Annotated in this window: 16 protein-coding genes; 11 read left to right on the top strand and 5 right to left on the bottom strand. The window is 67.7% G+C overall.

Annotated features, from left to right (window positions below; genetic code table 11):
• Positions 1-43: 43 nt before the first annotated feature.
• Positions 44-787 carry a TSUP family transporter gene (locus LZC94_42360; GenBank protein ID WXB14456.1) on the bottom strand — a complete coding sequence of 248 codons (744 nt, stop codon included), beginning with the start codon at positions 785-787 and terminating at the stop codon, positions 44-46.
• Between the two features lie 205 nt (positions 788-992).
• On the opposite strand from LZC94_42360, the gene LZC94_42365 reads away from it, so the two are divergent.
• A complete protein-coding gene (locus LZC94_42365; GenBank protein WXB14457.1) occupies positions 993-1,265 on the top strand; it encodes an FHA domain-containing protein in 273 nt (90 codons plus the stop codon).
• Here LZC94_42365 and LZC94_42370 read toward each other — a convergent pair.
• Positions 1,226-4,168 carry a TIGR03960 family B12-binding radical SAM protein gene (locus LZC94_42370; GenBank protein ID WXB14458.1) on the bottom strand — a complete coding sequence of 981 codons (2,943 nt, stop codon included), beginning with the start codon at positions 4,166-4,168 and terminating at the stop codon, positions 1,226-1,228. The two genes, LZC94_42365 and LZC94_42370, sit on opposite strands and share 40 nt — an antisense overlap.
• Positions 4,169-4,471: 303 nt before the next feature.
• On the opposite strand from LZC94_42370, the gene LZC94_42375 reads away from it, so the two are divergent.
• From LZC94_42375 to LZC94_42385, 3 genes are read left to right on the top strand one after another with little or no spacing between them, the layout of a single operon-like run.
• A complete protein-coding gene (locus tag LZC94_42375; GenBank protein WXB14459.1) occupies positions 4,472-5,125 on the top strand; it encodes a radical SAM protein in 654 nt (217 codons plus the stop codon).
• A gap of 20 nt (positions 5,126-5,145) precedes the next feature.
• Positions 5,146-5,664: a hypothetical protein gene (locus LZC94_42380; protein WXB14460.1), complete on the top strand. Its 519-nt coding sequence runs from the start codon at positions 5,146-5,148 to the stop codon at positions 5,662-5,664.
• The gene (locus LZC94_42385; protein ID WXB14461.1) at positions 5,651-6,010 is read left to right on the top strand and encodes a hypothetical protein; all 360 of its coding nucleotides are present in this window, start codon (positions 5,651-5,653) and stop codon (positions 6,008-6,010) included. Before LZC94_42380 ends, LZC94_42385 begins: the two co-directional genes overlap by 14 nt.
• A gap of 49 nt (positions 6,011-6,059) precedes the next feature.
• On the opposite strand, the gene fbp is transcribed toward LZC94_42385, so the two are convergent.
• Positions 6,060-7,133 carry a class 1 fructose-bisphosphatase gene (gene fbp / locus LZC94_42390; protein WXB14462.1) on the bottom strand — a complete coding sequence of 358 codons (1,074 nt, stop codon included), beginning with the start codon at positions 7,131-7,133 and terminating at the stop codon, positions 6,060-6,062.
• Between the two features lie 104 nt (positions 7,134-7,237).
• Here fbp and LZC94_42395 point away from each other — a divergent pair, with 104 nt between their 5' ends.
• The 5 genes from LZC94_42395 (at position 7,238) to LZC94_42415 (ending at position 15,981) form a co-directional block, all read left to right on the top strand.
• Entirely contained in the window at positions 7,238-8,161 is a 924-nt protein-coding gene (locus LZC94_42395; protein WXB14463.1) for a class I fructose-bisphosphate aldolase, read from the top strand.
• A gap of 4 nt (positions 8,162-8,165) precedes the next feature.
• Positions 8,166-9,245 carry an aspartyl protease family protein gene (locus tag LZC94_42400; GenBank protein ID WXB14464.1) on the top strand — a complete coding sequence of 360 codons (1,080 nt, stop codon included), beginning with the start codon at positions 8,166-8,168 and terminating at the stop codon, positions 9,243-9,245.
• Between the two features lie 5 nt (positions 9,246-9,250).
• Entirely contained in the window at positions 9,251-10,174 is a 924-nt protein-coding gene (locus tag LZC94_42405; GenBank protein ID WXB14465.1) for a retroviral-like aspartic protease family protein, read from the top strand.
• A 19-nt stretch (positions 10,175-10,193) separates the two neighbouring features.
• The gene (locus LZC94_42410) at positions 10,194-13,196 is read left to right on the top strand and encodes a protein kinase (GenBank protein WXB14466.1); all 3,003 of its coding nucleotides are present in this window, start codon (positions 10,194-10,196) and stop codon (positions 13,194-13,196) included.
• Positions 13,197-13,320: 124 nt separating this feature from the next.
• Positions 13,321-15,981, top strand: a complete 2,661-nt coding sequence (locus LZC94_42415) for a protein kinase (protein ID WXB14467.1) — start codon at positions 13,321-13,323, stop codon at positions 15,979-15,981.
• Between the two features lie 71 nt (positions 15,982-16,052).
• Here LZC94_42415 and LZC94_42420 read toward each other — a convergent pair whose 3' ends face one another.
• Positions 16,053-17,915, bottom strand: a complete 1,863-nt coding sequence (locus LZC94_42420) for a radical SAM protein (protein ID WXB14468.1) — start codon at positions 17,913-17,915, stop codon at positions 16,053-16,055.
• 131 nt (positions 17,916-18,046) lie between these two features.
• Between LZC94_42420 and LZC94_42425 the strand changes: the two genes are divergently transcribed.
• Positions 18,047-18,460, top strand: coding sequence for a secondary thiamine-phosphate synthase enzyme YjbQ (locus tag LZC94_42425; protein ID WXB14469.1), 414 nt, complete (start codon positions 18,047-18,049; stop codon positions 18,458-18,460).
• Positions 18,457-19,863, top strand: a complete 1,407-nt coding sequence (locus LZC94_42430) for a hypothetical protein (GenBank protein ID WXB14470.1) — start codon at positions 18,457-18,459, stop codon at positions 19,861-19,863. Before LZC94_42425 ends, LZC94_42430 begins: the two co-directional genes overlap by 4 nt.
• A 1-nt stretch (position 19,864) precedes the next feature.
• On the opposite strand, the gene LZC94_42435 is transcribed toward LZC94_42430, so the two are convergent.
• Complete coding sequence (locus LZC94_42435; protein WXB14471.1) at positions 19,865-20,929, bottom strand: branched-chain amino acid aminotransferase; 1,065 nt, start codon at positions 20,927-20,929, stop codon at positions 19,865-19,867.
• Positions 20,930-20,978 lie beyond the last annotated feature (49 nt).

Genomic DNA, 20,978 nt, shown 5'->3' on the forward strand with positions numbered 1-20,978 from the left:
GGCTTCGAGCCGCGGCGGCGGCGGGGATCGAGCGGCGGCTCGGTCAGTGGCGAACGAAGTCGTGACCGAGCTTCACGACGATGGCGATCACCACGCAAAACACGACGCCGCCCACGAACCTGTCGCCGCGGCGGATGGCCAGGCGCGAGCCGAAGAAGGCGCCCGCGGCGCTGGCGGCGGCCATCGGCAGGGCGACGCTCCAGAGCACGTGACCGCGCAGCGCAAAGAGGCCGAGCGCGGTGACATTGGAGGCCATGTTGATCACCTTGGCGTTGCCCGACGCGCGCGTGAGCGAGTCGCCGAACAACATGGTGAAGCCCACGATGAGGAGCGAGCCGGCGCCCGGACCGAAAAATCCGTCGTAAAAGCCGATGGCCAGCGCAAACCCGGCGAGCACCGCTTTGGGGTTCCCGAGCTGCCGCACGCGCGGACGCATCCGCCGCGGAATGGCGACGATGATGGCGGCGACGACGAGCAGCGCCATCACCACCGGCCGCAGCGGCTCGGGGCGCACGGCGAGAACCATGAGCGCGCCGGCCAGCGCACCGGCGACCCCCGAGAGGAACGCGACGGGCACGCGATCGCGATCGATGCCGTCGCGCCGCCAGAACGAGACGAAGGACGAGACCACGCCGAACGAGGATTGGCCCTTGTTGGTGGCCAGCGCCACATGCGGCGGCATGCCCGTGGCGAGCAGCGCTGGCAAGGTGATGAGCCCGCCGCCTCCTGCGATCGAATCGATGACCCCTGCAAAGAACGCGGCCAGAACGAGAAAGAGCAGGGTCATCGTGACGAGGGCAACCTGAAGAAGCGTTTCATCCCCAACGTAACTTTCAGAGCAAGAGCCGGGGTAAGTTCCGGTCCAGCTGATTCATAGGGCCGCATTGGAAAGTGAGCTGGACTAAAATGAACGGTTCAAAATGACGACGTCCTCTACGTCCTCGGGCAGGCACGTCGCGGTTACGCTCAGCGTCTATCGACGAGAGCGTCTCGTGAAGACCGTGACCCTTCACGACCCCGTGTTGCGCATCGGCACCGATCCTCGCAGTCAACTCAGCATCGACGACGCCACCGCTTCACGCACCCACGCGGTCGTGGAGGTGCGTGAGGATGGGCCTACGTTGATCGATCTGGGCACGAACAGCGGCACCTGGGTCAACGGGGCGCGGGTGAACCGCTGTCGGCTGCGCGTGGGCGACGACATCCGCATCGGCTCCACGCACATTTACGTGGAGCGCATCGAGGAAGCGTCGACGCCCTCGTAGCTCGAGGCCCTCGGCGGCGCCCGAAAATGGGCGAGCTCGATGGGCGAGACGAGCTCCTGTTCGCGGAACCGACCGAGCCCCGCGCGCACCGCCACGTAGTCGAGCGGATCGTCGGGCGATAGCGCCTGCACGGCCTCGGCGATCTTCGCCGTGCCGGAGGGGCGAATGTCCAGGTCGACCAGGATGGGCACGAGATCGCCCACGAAGCCCGCGGCGGCGGCGGCCTGCGCGGCCCTGGGATCGCCCACCGCGATCTGCCGCAAGAACGCGCGCACGTCGACCCATTTGCCGACGCCCTCGATCTTGCGCAGCACGCGGCTCTCGGTGGCCGCGAGGAGCGCGTTCGCGCGCTCGTGCAGCCAAGCTTCGCCGCCGCGCCCGGCCAGCACTGCGCGCGGGACGCACACGGCGTAGCGCGCGCCCTCGATGACCCGCGAAACCGCCGGATCTTGCGCGCCGAGGCGAACGCCGGCGAAGAAGTCGACGCCCTCGGGGGAGCCGGCGGAGAGCGCGGCCAGGCGCTCATCGACATCGACGTCGCACGTGAGCTTGATGTCGATGATCTCCGTGAGGCTGGAGACGCCCAGGGAGAGCGCGGGCGCGAACATCATGTCGGGCTTCGGGTGGTAGCCGGAGGAGTAGAAGAGCGACAGGTCGCACCTTCGGAAGGCGCGCGGGAGGGCGCGAATCAAGTCCAGGTGCGAGAGGAAGGCGCTGCGGCCAATCTTCGTATAGGCGAACCGGTAGCGGCGCGCCTCGCCTTGCACGATGAGCGGCGGGGGCTTCTTGCCCGTGCGGGGTTTGCCTTTTTCGGCGCGCGCCGCGACCTTTTCGCCTTCGGCGACCGGCGCAGCGGCGACCGGCGCGGCGGCGACTGGCGCTTCGGCGATCGGCGCGGCAGGCGCTTCGAGAACCGGCGCGGCGGCCGTGACGATCGGCAGCACACGGCGCTCTTTTGCGCCGAGCTTCGTCAGGTAATCGTGCCGCTGATCGCGCATCGCATCGAGATCGCAGGCGACGCCGCAGTCGTAGCAGACGAGCCGGCGCTCATCTTTTTCGGCGTCGGCCAGGTTCGTGTGGTGCACGAACATGCCGGCGGCCTTTCCGCACGGAGGCGACAGGCGGCTCTTCAGCGCCTTGCGGTACTCGCGCGTGAGAAACCCCTCCTCGAGGCCCACGTCGATGTGATCCCACGGAAGGCGCGCGGTCACCGGGATGGTCCCGAGGTAGCGCGCCGGATCGACGCCTTCGGCCTGCAACGCCTCACGCCACACGTCGATGTCGAGCTGATCGTCCCACGAATCGAAGCGCGCGCCGGCGCGGTACGCGCGCTCGAGCACCGCGCCCAGCTTGCGATCGCCGCGCGCGAAGATGGCCTCCACCCACGAGCCATCGGACCCGTGCACCTTGAGCTCCACCTTGGCGCGCTTCGCTTCCTCGGCGAGCCAGCGCTGCTTTTGCTTCACGCTGTCGGGCGCATCGATGGCGCACCATTGAAACGGCGTATGCGGCTTGGGCACGTGGGTGGAGACGCTCACGGTGACCGACGGCGCGCCGCCCTGCATCTTGTTCTTGATGCGCCGCCCCACCTCGCGCGCGCGCCCGCCGACCCGCGGGATTTCGCGCACGTCGCTCTCCTCCTCCGTGGGCAGCCCGATCATGAAATAGAGCTTCATGCTGGTCCACCCGCGCGAGAAGATGCGCTCGGCCGTGGTCATCAGCTGCTCTTCGGTGACGTTCTTGTTCACCACGTCGCGCATCCTCTGGCTGCCCGCTTCCGGCGCGAATGTCACGCCGGTGGCGCGCACCCGTTGGATGTCATCGAGCACGCTCTCCTCGAGCCCATAGGCGCGCAAGGACGAGACGCCGAGGCTCACGCGCTCGGGGGCGAGCTTGTCGGTCACCTTCTTGATGAGCGGCGCGATGCACGAGTAGTCCGCGGTCGAGAGCGAGGTGAGGCTCACCTCGTCGTAGCCGGACTTCTTCACGGCCGCGAGCGCCGTCTGCACGATCTGCTCGGGATCGCGCTCGCGCACGGGGCGGTAAATCATGCCCGCTTGGCAGAAGCGGCACCCCTCGGTGCACCCTCGCGCGATCTCGATCGACATGCGATCGAAGATGGCCTCCGGCCCGCCGATGGGACCATCATCCGGAAAGGGAAACCGGTTCAAGTCATCCACCAGCGACCGCTGCACCGGAAACGGAACCTCGGGATCGTCCGGCGCGGCCACCACCTCGAACCCGGTGTCGGGATCGACCCTCGTGGAATACAGGCTCGGAATGTACACGCCTTCCAGCTTGGCCAGCGCGCGCAGACGCTCGCGACGCGGCACACCCCGCTCGCGCAAGGTCACCCACAGGAGCGCGACCTCCGTGGCGCGCTCCTCCCCGTCGCCCACGACCACGGCGTCGAGGAAGGGAGCGAGCGGCTCGGGGTGGGTCGCCGTCGGGCCGCCTGCGAGGATGAGCGGATCGCGATCGCTGCGATCGGCGGAGCGCAGCGGGATGCGTCCGAGATCGAGCATGGCGAGCACGTTGGTGTACGTGAGCTCGAACTGGAGCGAGAAGCCCACCACGTCGAAGTCCGAGAGCGGCCTTGCGCTCTCCAAGGACACCAGCGGCAGCGCGCGCTCGCGCAGCTCCTTCTGCATGTCGACCCAGGGGGTGTAACAACGCTCGGCCAGGGTGCGCGGATCGTCGTTCAAGATCTTGTAGAGGATCTTGAAGCCGAGGTGGCTCATGCCGATGTCGTACAGATCCGGGAACGCGAGGCACACGCGCGCGCGCACGGCGCTCCAGTCTTTTTTCTGCGCGCCGAACTCACCTCCCAGGTAACGCGCCGGTTTTTCGACGCTTTGAACGAAGGAGGCATACGGATGATCGAGCGCGGCAATGGTCGACATGAGCGGGATCCACGAGCGTTAGCACAGAGAAGGCTATGATGCGGCCCGTGGTACGCCGTGCCGTCCCGTTCGCTTTGGTTCGCGTTTTTCTGCTCGCCGCGTTCTCCGTGGGGGCCGCCGCTTACGCGATTGTGCGGTATTACACGCACCCGCATCAGCCCATGCTCATTCCGAGAACCCCCGCCTCATCTTCTCCCGCGGCGACCGCGACCGCGCCTGAAGCGAACTGGTCCGATGCCGGGGAGATTCCCGCGCCTGAGCTGATGCCCTATCAAGAGTCGAAGTGAAGGAAGACCGTTCGCAGTGAAGGAAGACACGCTCGTCATTCATGAGATCTACGCCAGCATCCAGGGGGAATCCTCGTTTGCCGGCCTGCCGTGCACCTTCATTCGAACCACGGGCTGCAACCTGCGCTGCAGCTGGTGCGACACCACGCAAGCCTTCTACGGCGGGACCCGCATGCCCCGCTCGGCGGTGCTCGCGCGCGCGCTCGACACGGGCACCGATCTCGTCGAGCTCACTGGCGGCGAGCCACTCCTTCAACCCGCCGTCTTCCCGCTCATGACCGAGCTCTGCGATCGCAACCGCACCGTTCTCGTCGAGACCAGCGGCGAAGCCGACGTCTCCCCCGTCGACCCTCGGGTGCACAAAATCATGGACCTGAAGCCCCCCGGCTCGGGCGAGTCCCATCGCAACCGCTGGTCCAACCTCGATCACATCACCGCGCGCGACGAGCTCAAATTCGTCCTCACCGGCCGCACCGACTACGAGTGGATGCGCGGCATCATCCGCGATCGCCACCTCACCTCGCTCACGCCCAAGCTCCTCGCCAGCACCGCCTTCGGTACGTTGCTGCCTCGCGATCTCGTCGCCTGGGTACTCGAGGACAAACTGCCGGTGCGCGTGCAGTTGCAGCTCCACAAATACATCTGGTCGCACGACACGCAGGGCGTCTAGCGCGGTGCTAAGCTCTGGGCGTGAGCACATTGAGCCGCGCTCAGATTTTCGATGCACTGAACCGGCTCAACGCGGAGCTTTCGAACGCCAGCGTGCAGGCCGAGTGCTTCCTCGTCGGCGGTGCGGTCATGTGCCTCGTTCTCGATGCGCGCCCCGCCACCAAAGACGTGGATGCTTGGTTCACGGAACCACAGGCCGTGCGCGCCGCCGCCGCGAGGGTGGCAACGCAGATGGGCCTGCCCGAGGACTGGCTCAACGACGCGGCCAAAGCGTTCGTACCCGAAGGGGCGTCGTTCGAGCAATGGCGATCGTTTTCGAATCTTCAGATCTCCGTGGCCGACGAACGGACGCTCTTGGCGATGAAATGCGCCGCGTCCCGCTCGGAGGAAGACAGGCAGGACATCGCGTTTCTCGCGCATCGGCTCGGTTTGTCGAGCAGCCAAGCCGTTTTGGACGTCGTCCTCCAGTTTTACCCGGCTGCCCGGCTGCCCGTGCGTACGCAGCTCATGCTCGAAGAGATGTTCGATGAGAGCGATTGATTGCTTGCGGCAAGCGAAGGAAGCGAAGGAAGCCTACCAACGACCGATCAACGCGTTCATCGATGCGTTCCGTCGCGCCTCGCCGGAAGAAAAGCTTCGGTTGGTCGAAACACCCATCCTCGAGTCGGGCGCCCTCGAAGGCTTGGTCGCTGCCGTCGTGAGCGCGCTGTGCAGAGAATCCGGTGTGGCGTGGCCGAAGTGGGTCGAGACGATTCACAGCCCCAAGCCCTTCTTCGCGTTTCCTGCGCGCTCGTATGCGCTACGTGTGCGCTTGATGTTCGAATCCCCTGCACCGTTTCGCATCCGAAACGTCTTCGTACCTGCCAACTACTTGTCGCGCGCGTAGTGCGCTTTCGCAGATATTCGGGACGCGCCCCCCCGAGGCGTGAGCTCGACTACGTCCGCTTCTCCGAAGCGAAGGCCTCGTAGTCGGCGACGTCGTGTTTGGAGCCGAAGATGAGGGGGGTGCGCTGGTGGAGCTCGTCCGGGTGGATGTCGAGGATCGATCGGTGGCCGTCGGTGGCGGCGCCGCCGGCTTGTTCGAAGAGGAAGGCCATGGGGTTCGCCTCGTAGAGGAGACGGAGTTTGCCCTTCTTGTTCTTCGTGTCCGCCGGGTAGGCGAAGATGCCGCCCTTGAGGAGGGTGCGGTGGGCGTCGGCGACGAGGGAGCCGACGTAGCGGTGGCCGTAGGGGCGGCCTTCGTCTTTGTTTTCCTCGCGGACCCAATCGTTCCAGCGGCGGACGCCCTTGGACCAGCGGGCGTAGTTGCCTTCGTTGGCCGAGTAGCTGTTGCCGCGCTCCGGGCAGCGAATATTTGGGTGCGAAAGAAAGAACTCGCCGACATTGGGATCCAACGTGAACGCGTCGACCCCGTGGCCCGAGCTGAGGACGAAGATGGTCGACGGGCCGTAGAGGGCGTAGCCGGCGGCGATGATGCGGCGGCCGGGTTGGAGCGCGTCCTCGACGTGGGGGACGATTTCGCCGTGGCGGCGGCGGAGGATGGCGAAGATGGTGCCGATGGAGACGTTGGTGTCGATGTTGCTCGACCCGTCCAAGGGGTCGAAGAGGACCACGTACTTGCCGGAGTTGGTGGCGAAGCGCGCCTCGTCCAGCTCCTCGCTCGCCAAAAGCCCGCAATGGCCGCTGCGTTCGAGCACGTTGACCAGCACGTCGTTGGCGAACGCATCGAGCTTTTGCACCTGCTCGCCCTGGACGTTGGTGTCGCCCGTGTAGCCGAGCATGCCCGCCAAACCCGCCGCGCGGACGCGCGTGGTGATGATGCGGATGCCCAACGAGATGTGGTTCAAGAGCGACGTGAATTGCCCGGTGGCCCCCGGGGCCGCGTGCATGCCCGCGAGGACGTGCTCGCGCAAGGTGGTGCCCACGACGGAGGAGGCTTGCAGCGGTAGGCTGGTCGGCCCTTCCGAGGGGATGATGGAGGTGCGTTCGGTGCGTGTGGGGTCAGTCATGCGAACTCTTCATGGATAGACTATGTGCAAGTCTCGCCTTTGGCGACAGCCTCGGATACCCTGCACCCGCAAATAAGCAAAGATAATCAAGAAGGAGCTCTGCGATGGCACTTACCGATCGCGTGAAACACATCCTCTCCTGGTACGGTTCGGAGAGCCCGGGCGTCAAAGCGAATCTCGTTCGGCTGATGAACACCGGCGCACTTGCGGGAACCGGCAAGTTCGTGATCCTGCCCGTTGATCAAGGCTTCGAGCACGGTCCTGCACGTTCGTTCGCGCCGAACCCCGAAGGCTACGATCCGGACTACCACTTCCAGCTCGCGATCGATGCAGGCTGCAACGCGTACGCCGCGCCGCTGGGCTTTCTCGAGGCGGGCGCCGACAAGTTCGCGGGGCAGATCCCGCTCATCTTGAAGGTGAACAACTCGGACACGCTCGCCAAGGTGGACCAGCCCTGCAGCGCCATCACCAGCTCGGTGAAGGACGCTGTGCGCCTCGGCGCATGTGCCATCGGCTACACGATTTACCCGGGCTCGGGCCAGCGCAACCGCATGTACGAGGACCTTCGCGAGCTCATCGCCGAGGCGCGCTCGTACGGCCTTCCCACGGTGCTGTGGGCCTACCCGCGCGGCGCGGGGCTCTCGAAAGAGGGCGAGCTCGCGATCGACGTGGGAGCCTATGCCGCGCAGATCAGCGCGCAGCTCGGCGCGCACATCATCAAGATCAAGCCGCCGAAGGACTTCATCGAGCAAGCCGAGGCCAAGAAGGTCTTCGAGAAGTACAACATCCCCACCAAGACCCTGGCCGATCGCGTGCGGCATTGCGTGCAGAGTGCATTCAATGGCAAGCGCATCGTGATCTTCTCCGGCGGCGAGGCCAAGGGCACGGAGGACGTGCTCGAAGAGGTGAAGCAGATCGCGCAGGGCGGTGGCTTCGGATCCATCATGGGACGCAATGCGTTCCAGCGTCCGCGTCCGGAGGCGCTCAAGCTGCTCCAATCGGTGGTTCAGATTTTCAAGAACGCGTGAGCGCGTGAAGCACCGCTGCGCTCTGGCCGCAGTCCACGTGTGCGTCCTCGCATACGCGGGCTGCGGCGGCGCACCCGCGCCCTCCGCCGCTCCCGGTCCGAACGAGAGCGGCATGGTGGTGCTGCGGGCGGAGCGCGCGACCATGGATCGCGGCGGGGCGCCGCCCGCGGGCCCGGCAAAGGCGGCCGTCGCCGGGCCGGCGTACGCGCGCATCAAACTGCATTACGATCTCGGGGGCCGCACGTTTCCGCTTCCGTTGGTGCACGGCGCCATCGGGGGCGAGCCCACGTGGATGCTCGTGGACACGGGCGCCAACAGCCATGTGATCGCCGGGTGGCTCGCGCGCAAGGCGAAGCTCGACGCGAAGAACTTCGGCGACCAAGGCACCGATCACGCCGGGCATGCCATCACGACGTCGCGCGTGGATCGCACGCAGATGACCCTCGACGGATGGAGCGCGCTTCCGGAGACGCCCACCTTGGTCACGGAGATCCCCGAGGCGGTGGCGCGCATCGGCATCGGTGCGTTTCTCTCGCCGCAGCAGCTGGCTTACGACTCAGCCTTGGTGCTCGATCTGGCGCGGGCCGAGATGTACACGGCCGACTCGGCACAAGCGGCCGCGGATCTCGAGGGCAAGGGCGCCAACCCGTTCACGGCGGCCGCGCGAGCCTGCGAAGATCGTGACAGCCCGATCCGCGGCCTCGCCTTCGTGGTGCCTGCGATGGTCGACAGCGTGCGCGTCTCGCTGCTCCTCGACACCGGAGCGCATCGTTCGGATCTGCTGGCACATACCCCGGCGGGACGGAGGCTCCTGCCGCGCAGTGTTCCGAACAGGGAACAAGTCTACGCTGCCAGCGGCAAGATCTCGACGCGCACCGTTCGCGGCGCCAAAGTGAGCGTCGGCGCGTACACGACCGTGACGGACGTCGATATCCTCCCGGGCGAGTCCGATTCAAGTTGTCCGCGCGACGGGGTGCTTGCCATGGATATTCTCAGATCGTGCATCGTCGTCTTCGACCGCAGCACCCTCACCGGGCGCTGCGATCCCGCGCTGCGCACCCCTCGCAGCGGGGCGGGCAAGTGAAGGCGGTGCGGGGGTTCGGGCTGGCGCTCGCGATGATGGCGTGCGCGATCGCGCTGCAGACCGAGGCCGCAACGCCGCTCGCGCCAGCGACAGCATCGGCCGTGCGCAAAGCGGCCTTGCGCTACGACGTGGCGGGCATCGCGCCGCTCCCTTTCGTGCGCGGCACCGTGGGGCGCGAGCCTACATGGATGCTCCTCGACACCGGGGCGGCGACCCATGTTGCCACGGCAGCGATCGTGAAACGGGCCGGGCTTCGCACCAGCGGCGCGGGCGACGACATCGACGATCATGCGCAAGGCACGCTCGCCTCGACGGTCACGGACCTCGCCCACGTCGCGCTCGAGGGCTGGGGCAAGATGCCCGCCGGAAAGCTGCTCGTGATCGAGCAAGACGGCGCGAGCTTGGCCACCAAGGCGAATGTCGGCGTCTTTCTCTCCCCGCAGCGCATCGACGAGGGGCACATCGTGATCCTCGATCTGCGGGTGGCGGAGCTGCGCATCGCCGACGAGCTCGATGTTCAGCGCACGATGGCCACCCGCGGCAAGGATCTTTTGGGTCAAGGCGTGCGCACGTGCAACGGCGTTTTCGTGATCCCGGCGCGGGTCGAGGGACAATCGGCCGATCTCCTGCTGGACACCGGCGCCACCCGTACGGCGTTGTACGAGACGGCGGCGGCGAGCAAGCTCCTGGCACCGCGCGCGACCAAGAGCAGCTTGAACGGCGAGACACCTTCCGGAAAGGTCGCGTCGCGGACCGTGCGCGCGGTGCGCCTCGAGGCTTCGGACTGGCAAACCACCTCCGATGTCGAATTGATTGGGGGCAAGGCGCCCGAGGGATGCACCAGCGACGGGGTGTTGGGGTTCTCGGCGCTGCGCTCGTGCGTCTTGGTCTTTGGACCAAAGCGCGGGCAATTGCGCGCGAAGTGCTGAAGCATTACCTTGACGCCTCTTGAGGGGGCCGGCGCGCGATCGCATGGAGGGTGTTCGAGGTGCGCGCGCGCGGGAGCTCTTTGCCGACCGCTTCGAGATCGAGGAGGAGGCGGGGCGCGGCGGTATGGGCATCGTTTACCGCGCGCGGGACCGCGTCACCCAGAGCACGATTGCCCTCAAGGTGCTGCACAAAATCGAGCCCGGGGTCATTCGAAGGTTCGCGCGCGAGGCCGAGGTGCTGGAGAAGCTGGAGCACCCGGACATCGTGCGCTACGTGGCGCACGGCGTCTCCGACGAGGGCGAGCCTTACCTCGCCATCGAGTGGCTGGAGGGCGAGAGCTTGCGCGTCCGGCTCAAACGGGTCGCGGAGCACGGCGGGCAGCTCGAGATGGCGGCCGTGGTGGAGCTCGGGCAGCGGCTCGCGGGGGCGCTGGCGGCGGCGCATGCGATGGGCATCGTTCATCGCGACGTGAAGCCGAGCAACATTTTGCTCGTCGGCGGCAACCTGCAAAAGCCGAAGCTCGTCGACTTCGGGGTGATCCGGGCGGCCTCGCCGGACTTCGTCACCACCTCGGGCACCATGCTGGGCACCGTCGGCTTCATGGCGCCCGAGCAGGCGCGCGGCTCGGGCGATCTCGACGCGCGCGCCGATCTCTATTCGCTCGGATGCGTGCTCTTTCGTTGCCTCACCAACCGCGATGTCTTCGACGGCCCCGATCCGGTGACCGTGCTCTCCATGTTGCTGCTGCACGAGCCGCCGCGCCTCGCGACGCTGCGGCCCCATGTTCCGCGCGAGCTCGACGCCCTCATCGGGCGGATGATCGCGAAAGAGCGTGAGAATCGGCCCGACTCGGCGACGGAGGTGAAGCACGCGCTCGCGCGCATCGGCGCCGATCTCATGATCGCGACGCAGACGTCTCCGCGGTTTCGCGGACCCCTGCCGGATCTCGATGCGAAGCCGCTGCCGGCGACGGCGAAAACGCCGGAGCGGACCAAGGCGCGCGGGACCGTGGATGCGGCACTACGCGCGGGTGCGCCGGGACGCCCGGATGCACCGCGACGCGCGGGTGCGCCGGGACGCCCGGATGAACCGCGACGCTCGGATGCACCGCGACGCCCGGACGCACCGCGACGCCCGGATGCACCGCGACGTCCGGATGCATCGGAACGCCCGGATGCACCGCGACGTCCGGATGCATCGGAACGCCCGGATGCATCGGGACGCCGGCGTGCGCCCAAGCTCGGGAACGCACACGGACCGGCGAATGCGCCCGCGTCCGCGAAGATGCGGCGCGGGAAGCGATGGTTCCGCACGGCGTTCGCAGCCGCCGGCGTCGCCGTCATCGCCGTTCTGGGCGTCGCGCTCGCGCCGCGGCGTCTGCCGTCGATTTCGCCTTTGCTCGAGCCAAAGGTGCCGCCACCCGCGCCCACGGTGGTCGGCGCCCTCCCCGTCTCGCCGAGCTGCGCGCCGCGCGCGGTGGCCTTGTACGAGCAAGGGGTGCTGCGGATGCGCGAGGGACGATGGGGCGGCGCCGAGCGCCTCTTGGAGCAGGCGGCCCTGGCCGATGGCACGTGCCCGCAGATCCAATTCCGGCGCTACCTGATCATCGACGAGCTGCTCGTACCCGTGAGCGAACAGCGCGAACGACTGCGGACGGCCATGCGCTTTCGCGACGGTTTGAGCCAGCGCGATCGGCTCGTGCTCGAAGCCTTCGGGCTGCTCGTCACCGACGACGTCCCGCACCACGAGGAGACCAACCGGCTCCTCGACGAGGCCGTGCGCCAGTTTCCCATGGACGCCGAGCTCCTGGTCTTGGCGTCGTACGAGAAGCTCAACATCGCGCGCGGCCGCGACGATCTGGAGGCCATCCTGGAGACGGCTCGGAGGGCCACGTCCATCGACCCCACCTTCTCGGCCGCCTGGCAGCTCCAGGCACGCGCGCTCGACTTTCTCGGCCGCGCCGAGGAGACGCGCGCCGCCCTCGAGCAATGCTTGAAGATCCTTCCCGGCTCGGTCGACTGCTTGGCCGACCGCCTCTTTTTGCTTCGCACGCTAGGCCAGTGCAAAGAGGCGGCCGCCGACGCCCGGCGATGGACCTCGTGGGAACCCGACGAAACCCTCGCCTATGCGTCGCTCGCGGGCGCCCTGGCGGCCACGGAGGCCCCGCGGGAGGCCATCGACGAAGTGCTGCTCGCGCACTGGAACCACGTGCCGGCCGAGTACCGCGAGCAAGCGCGCCTGGTGGAGACCGCGAAGCTGGAAGCGTGGCTGGGCAACTTCGACCTTGCGCTCGCCACCGCCGAGCGGCTCGAGCAACACCGCACCGGCCTCGGCGATCTCGAGGCCCACTGGAGCGCCGCCATCGTCTCCGTCGATACGCTCCTCGAGATCGGCGACACGGCCCGCGCCGCGCGCATCGCCGAGCAAGCGCTTCGCCGCAAGGAGGCGTGGCCCCGCGACAATTGGACGGCCCTCGACGTGGTTCGGTCGGAGGCGTGGCTGCTCGCCGCGGCCTTCCGCGGCGGAAGGATGTCGGCAGGCGAGTGGGGTGGAGCGGCCGACGCCTGGGAACGCTCGAGCAAGCTCGCCCTCAACGACGTCGAGCGCTGGGTGTTTCGTTGGGGCAATGTCGTCGACTCCCCGCGGCCAGGCGTGGCCGCCCAGGCCGTGGCGCACGCCCCTACGGGCGAGGTTCGCCAGGCCACGCGCGACGTCAATGTCGAGTGGCGCGTGGGCCTGCTCGACTCGTTCGCGGGCCGCATTCATCTGCAAGCCGGCGACCTCGCGCGCGCGGCGCCCCTCTTGGAGAACGGCGCGCGCGGGTGCCAGGGGCTCGAGTTCCCGTTCGCCAGCGTTCGCGCGCACCTCTGGCTGGGGATGGCCAAGGAGAAGCTCGGCGATACGGCAGCGGCGTGCGACGCGTACGGCTTCGTGGTCCGTCGGTGGGGCCATGCGAAACCGCCTTCGGTGAGCGCGCGCGAGGCCGCGCGGCGCATCCGCACGCTCGGGTGCAAGGAATGACCTCGCCGCCTCGGCCGCCGCGCGAAGCTCGTTCGCGCGCACGCTCCACCTCGGGGGCGCGTCAATTGCACACGCAGGGTCGAAGCGGTAGCATTCCCGCTCCTTGAACGGCACGTTCAATCGCATGTCCGGCAGCCGAGATGCGGAAGCTCCCAGCGTTTTCGCCGACCGCTTCGAGATCGAGGAGGAAGCTGGCCGCGGCGGAATGGGCATCGTCTACCGTGCCTTCGACCGGGTCACCCAAGCCACGGTCGCGCTCAAGGTCCTGCACAAAACAGAGCCGTCGACCGTGCGACGGTTCGCGATGGAGGCCGACGCGCTGGGGCGAATCGAGCACCCGGACATCGTGCGCTACCTCGCGCACGGCATCGCCGACGGCGGCGCCCCTTACCTCGCCATCGAGTGGCTCGAGGGCGAGAGCCTGCGCGTGCGGCTCGCGCGCGTCGCCGAAAATGGCGGGCGGCTCGATCTGGCGGATGTGCTGGAGATGGGGCGGCGGCTCGCGGGGGCGCTGGCCGCCGCGCACTCCATCGGCATCGTGCACCGCGACGTGAAGCCGAGCAACATCTTGCTCGTCAAAGGCGAGTTGGTGAGGCCCAAGCTCGTCGACTTCGGCATCGTGCGCGCGACCTCGGCGCAAGAGGTGACCACGTCCGGCACGGTGCTGGGGACCGTGGGCTACATGGCGCCCGAGCAGGCCCGCGGCGCCGAGGATCTCGACGGGCGCGCCGATCTCTACTCCCTCGGCTGCGTGCTCTTTCGCTGCCTGGCCAACCGCGATGTCTTCGACGGCCCCGATCCGGTGACCGTGCTCTCCATGCTGCTCCTGCACGAGCCGCCGCGCCTCGCGAAGCTCCGCCCCGACGTACCTCCGGATCTGGACGCGCTCATCGCGCGCCTGCTCTCGAAGGATCGCGAAAAGCGGCCCGTCTCGGCCACCGCGGTGAAGCTCGCGCTGGAGCGCATCGCCGGGCAGCTCTTGGGCACCACGTTGACGTCGCGTCGCTCCTTCGACGTCGTGTCCAAGTCGGAGCCCCCGCCGCTGCTACCGGTGTCGGAGCGCGCCCCCAAGCGCCTGCGGCGTGTGCTCGCGCTCGCGGGAGCGGTCATGGTGACGTGGGCGTTGATCTTGGGGTTCGCGTACCACCGGCGAAAGCCGGCGGAGACCGAGCCGGTCGCGGCGCCGGTGGGCACGCTCATGACCGCGCTCCCCGTCTCGCCGCTCTGCACGCCGCGCGGGGCCGCTTTGTTGCAGCAGGCCTTGCAGACCATGCGCGAGGGGCGGTGGGACGGCGCGCGTCGCCTGTTCGACGAGGCGATGCAAGCCGACGGAGCGTGCCCGCAGATTCGCTTTCGGCGCTTCGCGGGCGCGGCCGGCAGCGCCGTCGTGCCCATCGCGGTGCAGCGCGAACACTTTCGGGACGCCATGCGCATCCGCGACGTGTTGAGCGAGCGCGATCGCATGCTCATGGATGCGCTCGCCCCCCTGGTCGCGGAGGACATGCCCCACTACGACGAGGCCAACCGGCTCCTCGACGAGGCCGTGCAAAAATTCCCCATGGACGCGGAGCTGCTCGTCCTCTCGGCGATCGAAAAGATGACCTTCGCGCGCAACCGGGAGGACCTCGAGCTCGCGCTCGACCGCACGCGCAAGGCCGCGGGGATCGACCCCGCGTATTCCGACGCATGGCAGCTGCAGGCGCGCGCGCTCGACTTTCTCGGTCGCGACGAGGAAAAGCGCGTGGCCCTCGATCATTGCCTCAAGGCGTCCCCCGGCTCCGTCGACTGCATGGATGACCGCATCCTCCTTCTTCGCCGCCTCGGACAATGCGAAGAGGCCACGGCGGAGGCTCGGCGCCATACGTCTTGGGATCGCGAGGAGTCCTCGGGGTTCAGCAACCTCGCGATCAACTTGGCGGCCACGCAGGCGCCGCGGGAGGCCATCGAGGAGGTGCTGCTCTTGCGCTGGCAGCGGCTGCCGCCCGCCTTGCGCGAGCGCACGCGCCTGTTCGAAACCGCGAAGCTCGAGATATGGGCCGGCAACTTTGACGCCGCGCTGCGCACCGCCGAGCAGCTCGAGGCCGAGCTGGCCGGCTCCGGGGCGCTGGAGCCGCACTGGAGCGCCTCGATGCTCTCGGTCGAAGCGCTGCTCGAGACGGGGAACGTCGGGCGCGCCTCGCGCGTGGCCGAGCAGGCCTTCCGCCGCAAAGATGCGTGGACGCGCGACAACGGCGACACGCTCAACGCCGCCGAGTCGGAGGCATGGCTGCTCGCGGCGGAGCTCCACGGCGGGCGCATCACCCCAGGCGCCTGGCGCAAGGCCACCGACGCTTGGGACAAGGTGCACGCCCCGGTGCTCAACGACTTCGAGCGCTGGGTCTTTCGCTGGGGCAACGCCGTCGCCACCCCGGCCGATGCCGCCGAAGCGCTCGCGCTCATCCCCGCCGACCAAAACGATGGCCGCCCGCGCTACCCCAACGGCAAATGGCGCGTCGGTCTGCTCGATGCGTTCGCAGGTCGGGTCCATCTGCTCGCCGGCGACGAGGCGAAGGCGGCGCACCTCCTCGAACGGGGCGCGCACGCCTGCCACGGTCTCGACTACCCCGCGCTCCACATGCGCGCGCACCTCTGGCTCGGCATGGCCAAGGAAAAGCTCGGCGACACCACCGCCGCCTGCGACGCATACCGCGTCGTCGTGGACCGATGGGGCCACGCGACCCCCCCTTCCGTCACCGCCCGCGAAGCCGACCGCCGCTCCCACGCCCTCGCGTGCAAACGCCACTAACCCGCGTCGACCGACCAAATCGGCACCACGTCGACCGTTGCCCTGCTGCAGCGCCGTCGCCCGTCCCCCCGCTACTCCGCCGCGATCAACGGCAACCGCACCCGCTTTCGCGCCTGCGACTCCGCCTCGAGCCTCTGCGCCGACTCGGGAAGAACGATGGTCCCCAGCGCCTCGGGGAGCGGCAGGTCCTGGTTCTTGGCGTAAATCGGATGGCGCCCCTTCTCGCGATACCACTCGGCCACGGTGGCATTGGCCTTCATCTTCTCAATGATGTTCCGCCAGCCAACCCCCGTATTGTACGCGCAGAAGCTGATCTCGCCCATCTGCGTACCGTATGGAATGATGCACATCTCCGTCCGGCGAAAGTCGTAGTTGAACAGATCCTGAAACCACATGCCGGCCACGAAGAGCGCGCGCCACTCGAACTCGCCGGCGTCGCTCTCGAACTCGCCCACCCGCTTGCCGCGGTTCCCGGTCTGGCTCATGAACTGCTTGATGAGGTGGTAGAACGTAAAGCCCTTCGGCGCCTTCTCCGGCTTGAAGTTCTTGAAGAGCGCCATCCCCACCTCCGCCAAGGTGATGGCCCGGCCTTGGGCGGCGTCGGTCACGTCTTGAATGTCTTCGAGCAGCTGCTCGAGATCGAGGAACTCGGTGAGCGGCACCATCTGCTTCGTCTTTTTGTGCACGAACAGGACGGTGCCGATGCCGCAGTTGGGGTGGCAGCCGCATTTGAGCGCGCCGAAGTCCGACTGATCGCCCATGAGAAGGTCGGTCAGATCGCTGAACGGCCCCATGGCCGAGAGCGGGAACCAGTCGCGCAATGGCTCGGTGGCGCCGGTCTGCGCTTTCACGTCGCGGGCGAGGTGGCTCAACGTGTAGCGCTGCGCGATGCGCGTCTCGTCGCTCACGTCTTCGTCGCGGCCGGTGAAGCTCACGGGCTGAAAGCTGATGACCGTGATCTTATCGGCGTTGGCGATGGCAAAGTCGACGATGGGACCCACCTGGTCGTTATTCACGCCGTTGACCACCGTGACCACGAGCACCACGTCGATGCCGGCGGCGTGCAGGTTCTCGATGGCGCGCAGCTTCACGTCGAACAGGTTGCCCACCTTGCGGTGCGAGTTGGCCTCGTTGGTCACCCCGTCGAACTGCAGGTAGGCGAGCCGCATGCCCGCCTCTTTGGCCTGCCGCGCGAACTCGGGATCCTGCGCGAACTTGACCCCATTGGTCGCAGCTTGCACACAAAAATAGCCGACCTCGCGCGCGTAGCGGATGGCGCGCAGGAAGTGCGGGCTCAAGGTGGGCTCCCCACCCGAGAACTGCACGCTCATCTGGCGGCGCGGCTGGATGTCGAGGGAGTCGTCGAGGATCTTCTTCGTCTCTTCCCAGGAGAGCTCGTGCACGTAGCCCACCTGGTTGGCGTCCATGAAGCAGGGATCGCACATCATGTTGCAGCGGTTGGTGAGATCCACCGTGAGCACCGAGCCGCGGCCGTACTTGACGCTGGAGCTGCCGTGGTCGCGAAGCTTGGTGAGCGGCGCCAGGTAGTCGCGCCCGGGGTAGAGCTTCTCGATGCGGCGCAGGAACGCGGCGTCGACCGCCATCACGTCCTCGAAGCGGCCGTGGGTGGGGCACTCCTTGGTCATGAGCACCTGCCCGTCGCGCTCGATGATCTCGGCCTTGATCTCGCCCGGCTTGCCGTCGATCAAGGTGCGCAGATCGCGCTGCCCGGAGAGGATCTCGGTGCGCACTTCTTTGACGCACTTGGGGCAGAGCGAGTCGGTGGTGCGCGGGAAACCGAGCTGGGGATAGGACCGCTCGCGGCGCTTCAAGAGCGGGGCAGGCGCCCACTTGGGGCGCTTTCCAGGCCGCTCGATGGCACGATTGAGCTTCTGCACATGGGGCCAGGCGGAGCGAGCCGCGTGCGCGAGCACCCGCTCGGCCTGTCGTACCGCCCGATCGAGAAACCTTGTAGAAGTGGAGGAAGCGACCGAAAACGACGTGGCGTATTTCATGCCGATGGATGGTGAGGGTAGTACACCTTTCGCGAAGCGGGGAGATCACGATGAAGTCGTTCACCGAGTACATGACCATGCACACGCGCAACCGGCGCGAGCTGGTGCACTTGACGCCCACGCTGAAGACCATCCTCGACCGGACCGATATCAGCGAGGGGTTCATGCTCGTTAGCGCCATGCACATCACCGCAGGTGTCTTCGTGAATGACAACGAGCCCGGGCTGCACCACGATATCTGGAAGTGGCTGCAGGATCTGGCGCCCGCCGGCCCCGACTACGAGCACCACCGAACGGGCGAGGACAACGGCGATGCCCACCTGAAATCGCTGCTCATCCACCACGAGGTGACCTTGCCCATCACCAAGAAGAAGCTCGACTTGGGGCCGTGGCAGGAGGTCTTCTACGCGGAGTTCGACGGTCAGCGGGACAAGCGGGTCATCGTGAAAGTGCTGGGATTTTGAGGTTCACGCGTGCGGTCTCCGCGGTTGCCGCTGCCCACGCCCTGGGCCTCGCGGCTCTGGCCATGCTCGATACCGGGTGCGCCGCGCGGGCGCCTTCCCGAACCCCCGCGGCCGCTACCGAGCCCGGAAGCGAAAACACCGAGCGATTCGCGCGCGACGAGGAGGCGATCCTCGGCGAGCTCTCGGCCCTCGACGCGCGGCTGGCACGGCGCACGGGCATCGCGGCCAAGGAGGCCGACGTGCGCAAGAACGTGATGGGCGCCATTTTGGCGGAGGATTCGACCTTGAAGGTGGGCGACGAGGGCGCGCTCGACCTGTTCTCCTTCGAGGCCCGCGCCCGCGGCTTGTCGGGCGCCTCGCAGCGCGCGCGGGAGTGGTCGTATCCGCTCACCCGGGGCAGCGAGCTGGAACGGCGGCTCTTGGTGCGGCTCATCGACGAGGAAATGGCGCGGGTCGCGGAGGAGCGGGCGCTCCCGCGCTCGGCGAGCGAGCTCGTTCGCGGCATGGTCGCGTGCTGGGTGCAGCCGGCGACCCCCGAGGCGACCAAGGAGCGGGACAAATGGCTCGCGCGCCGCCTGAACGATGTGCGCGGCAGCTTGCGGGACGGGGCGCTGACGAAGTTCGAGGCCAACGAGTTGGACGACTCGCTCGATGCGCTGGAGCATCTCACCACAGGCTACATGGAGAGCGCGGCGGCCATCGCTCGCCTTCGGGTCGCGCTCGACCAGGCCAAGCCGGCCAAAGATCCGCCCCACGACGGCGACAAGGTGCAGCGCGCGGCGGCGGCGCACCTGGGGCTCACCACCGACAGCGAGCTGTTCACCCGCATGGAGCGCGCGGAAAAAGAGCTGCGGCAAGCGATCTCCACCGCAAATGCAGCGCGCTCCGAGGCCGAGATGCACGCCATTGAAGCCGACGCGATGGACCGGGTGCTCGTGGAAGGCCGCTGCGAGGGCACCGGCTCACGCCTGCGCTCGCGCAACCCACCGCCCGAGCGCGCCTACCTCTGCGGCACCCTGCGTCGTCTCTCCGAGGCCGACGCGCCGCGCGCGCAAATGGCCTCCTTGATGGCGCTGCACGCGGAGCTGGTCATCGCCCTCTGGACCTCTCCGATTCACTTCGGACAAGACGCGCCCTACCGCGCCGCCACCAAGCTGCGCCCCTTGATGCCGATCCCCCCCGAGCGCGAGGTGCGCCTCTTGCGCGTGGCCGCCGTGCGTCCCGTGGCCGCCCTGGCCGTGGGCTGGGCGGCCACCTTGCTGACCCGCGGCGGGGTCGAGGGCATTCGTCCGCGCGCCACCCGCTGGCTGAGGTTCGGCGATGCCCCGCTGGACATCGTGGAACGGGCGGACATGTGGGACGCGTTTGCCCCGGCGCCTCCACGAAGCACCGCGGCGAAGTAGCTCAGTCGATGGGGACGAGCCAGCCGCGCGTGTCGGGGATGCGCGCCTGCTGAATGCCGGTGAGCTCTTCGAAGACGCGCTGCGACACGGGGCCGGGCTTGCGGTCGTTGATGCTCAAGCGCTTGTCCTTGTGTCCCAGCTCTCCCACGGGCGAGATGACGGCGCCGGTGCCGCAGCCGAAGATTTCGTTCAGCCGGCCCTGGGTGTGCGCCTCTTGAATCTCGTCGATGGAAAGGCGTCGCTCGACGACCTCGTAGTTCCAGTCGCGAAGGAGCGTGATGATCGAGTTGCGCGTGACGCCCTCGAGGATGCTCCCCTCGAGCGGCGGCGTGATGAACGTGCCGTCGATGCCGACGAACAGGTTCATGGTGCCCACCTCCTCGAGGTACTTGTGCTCGGCCGCGTCCAGCCAGAGGACCTGCGAGTACCCGTGCTTCTTGGCCCGCTCGGCCGCATACAGGCTGGCCGCGTAATTGGCGCCGGCCTTCACCGCGCCGAGCCCGCCACGAGCCGCGCGCACGCACTCCTGCTCGACCCAGATGCTCACCGGGTTGAACCCCTCGGCGTAGTACGCGCCAACGGGCGAGCCGATGATGAAGAACGTGTACGTGCGCGAAGGACGCACGCCCAAGAAGGGCTCCGTCCCGATGAGCGTGGGACGCAAGTAGAGCGCCGCGTTGCGCTGCGAGGGCACCCAGTCTTGGTCGACGCGCACGAACTCCAAGACGGCCTGCAGCATCGCATCTGTGGGCACCGGCGGGATGCACATGCGCACGGAGCCCTCCGCCAGGCGCGCGCAGTGCCGATCCGGACGAAAAAGGCGGACCTTGTCGTCCTCACCGCGGATGGCCTTGAAGCCGTCGAACAGCTCCTGCGCGTAGTGAAGCACGGCCGCCGCCGGATCGATGGTCAGCGGACCATAGGGCTCGATCCGCGGGTTGTGCCAACCGCGCCCGGGCTCGTAGTCCATGAGGAACATGTGATCGGTGAAGTACTGCCCCCAGCCGAGATCCGAGGCCGGCGGGCGAGGCTTCTTTTGGGTCGTACGGCGGATCGAAATATCCATTGCAGCCGCTCCTCCAAAGGGAATGGAACACGTATGAAGGGCCTGGAGG

Source organism: Sorangiineae bacterium MSr11954 (genome assembly GCA_037157815.1).
Classification (GTDB): Bacteria; Myxococcota_A; Polyangia; order Polyangiales; family Polyangiaceae; genus Pendulispora; species Pendulispora albinea.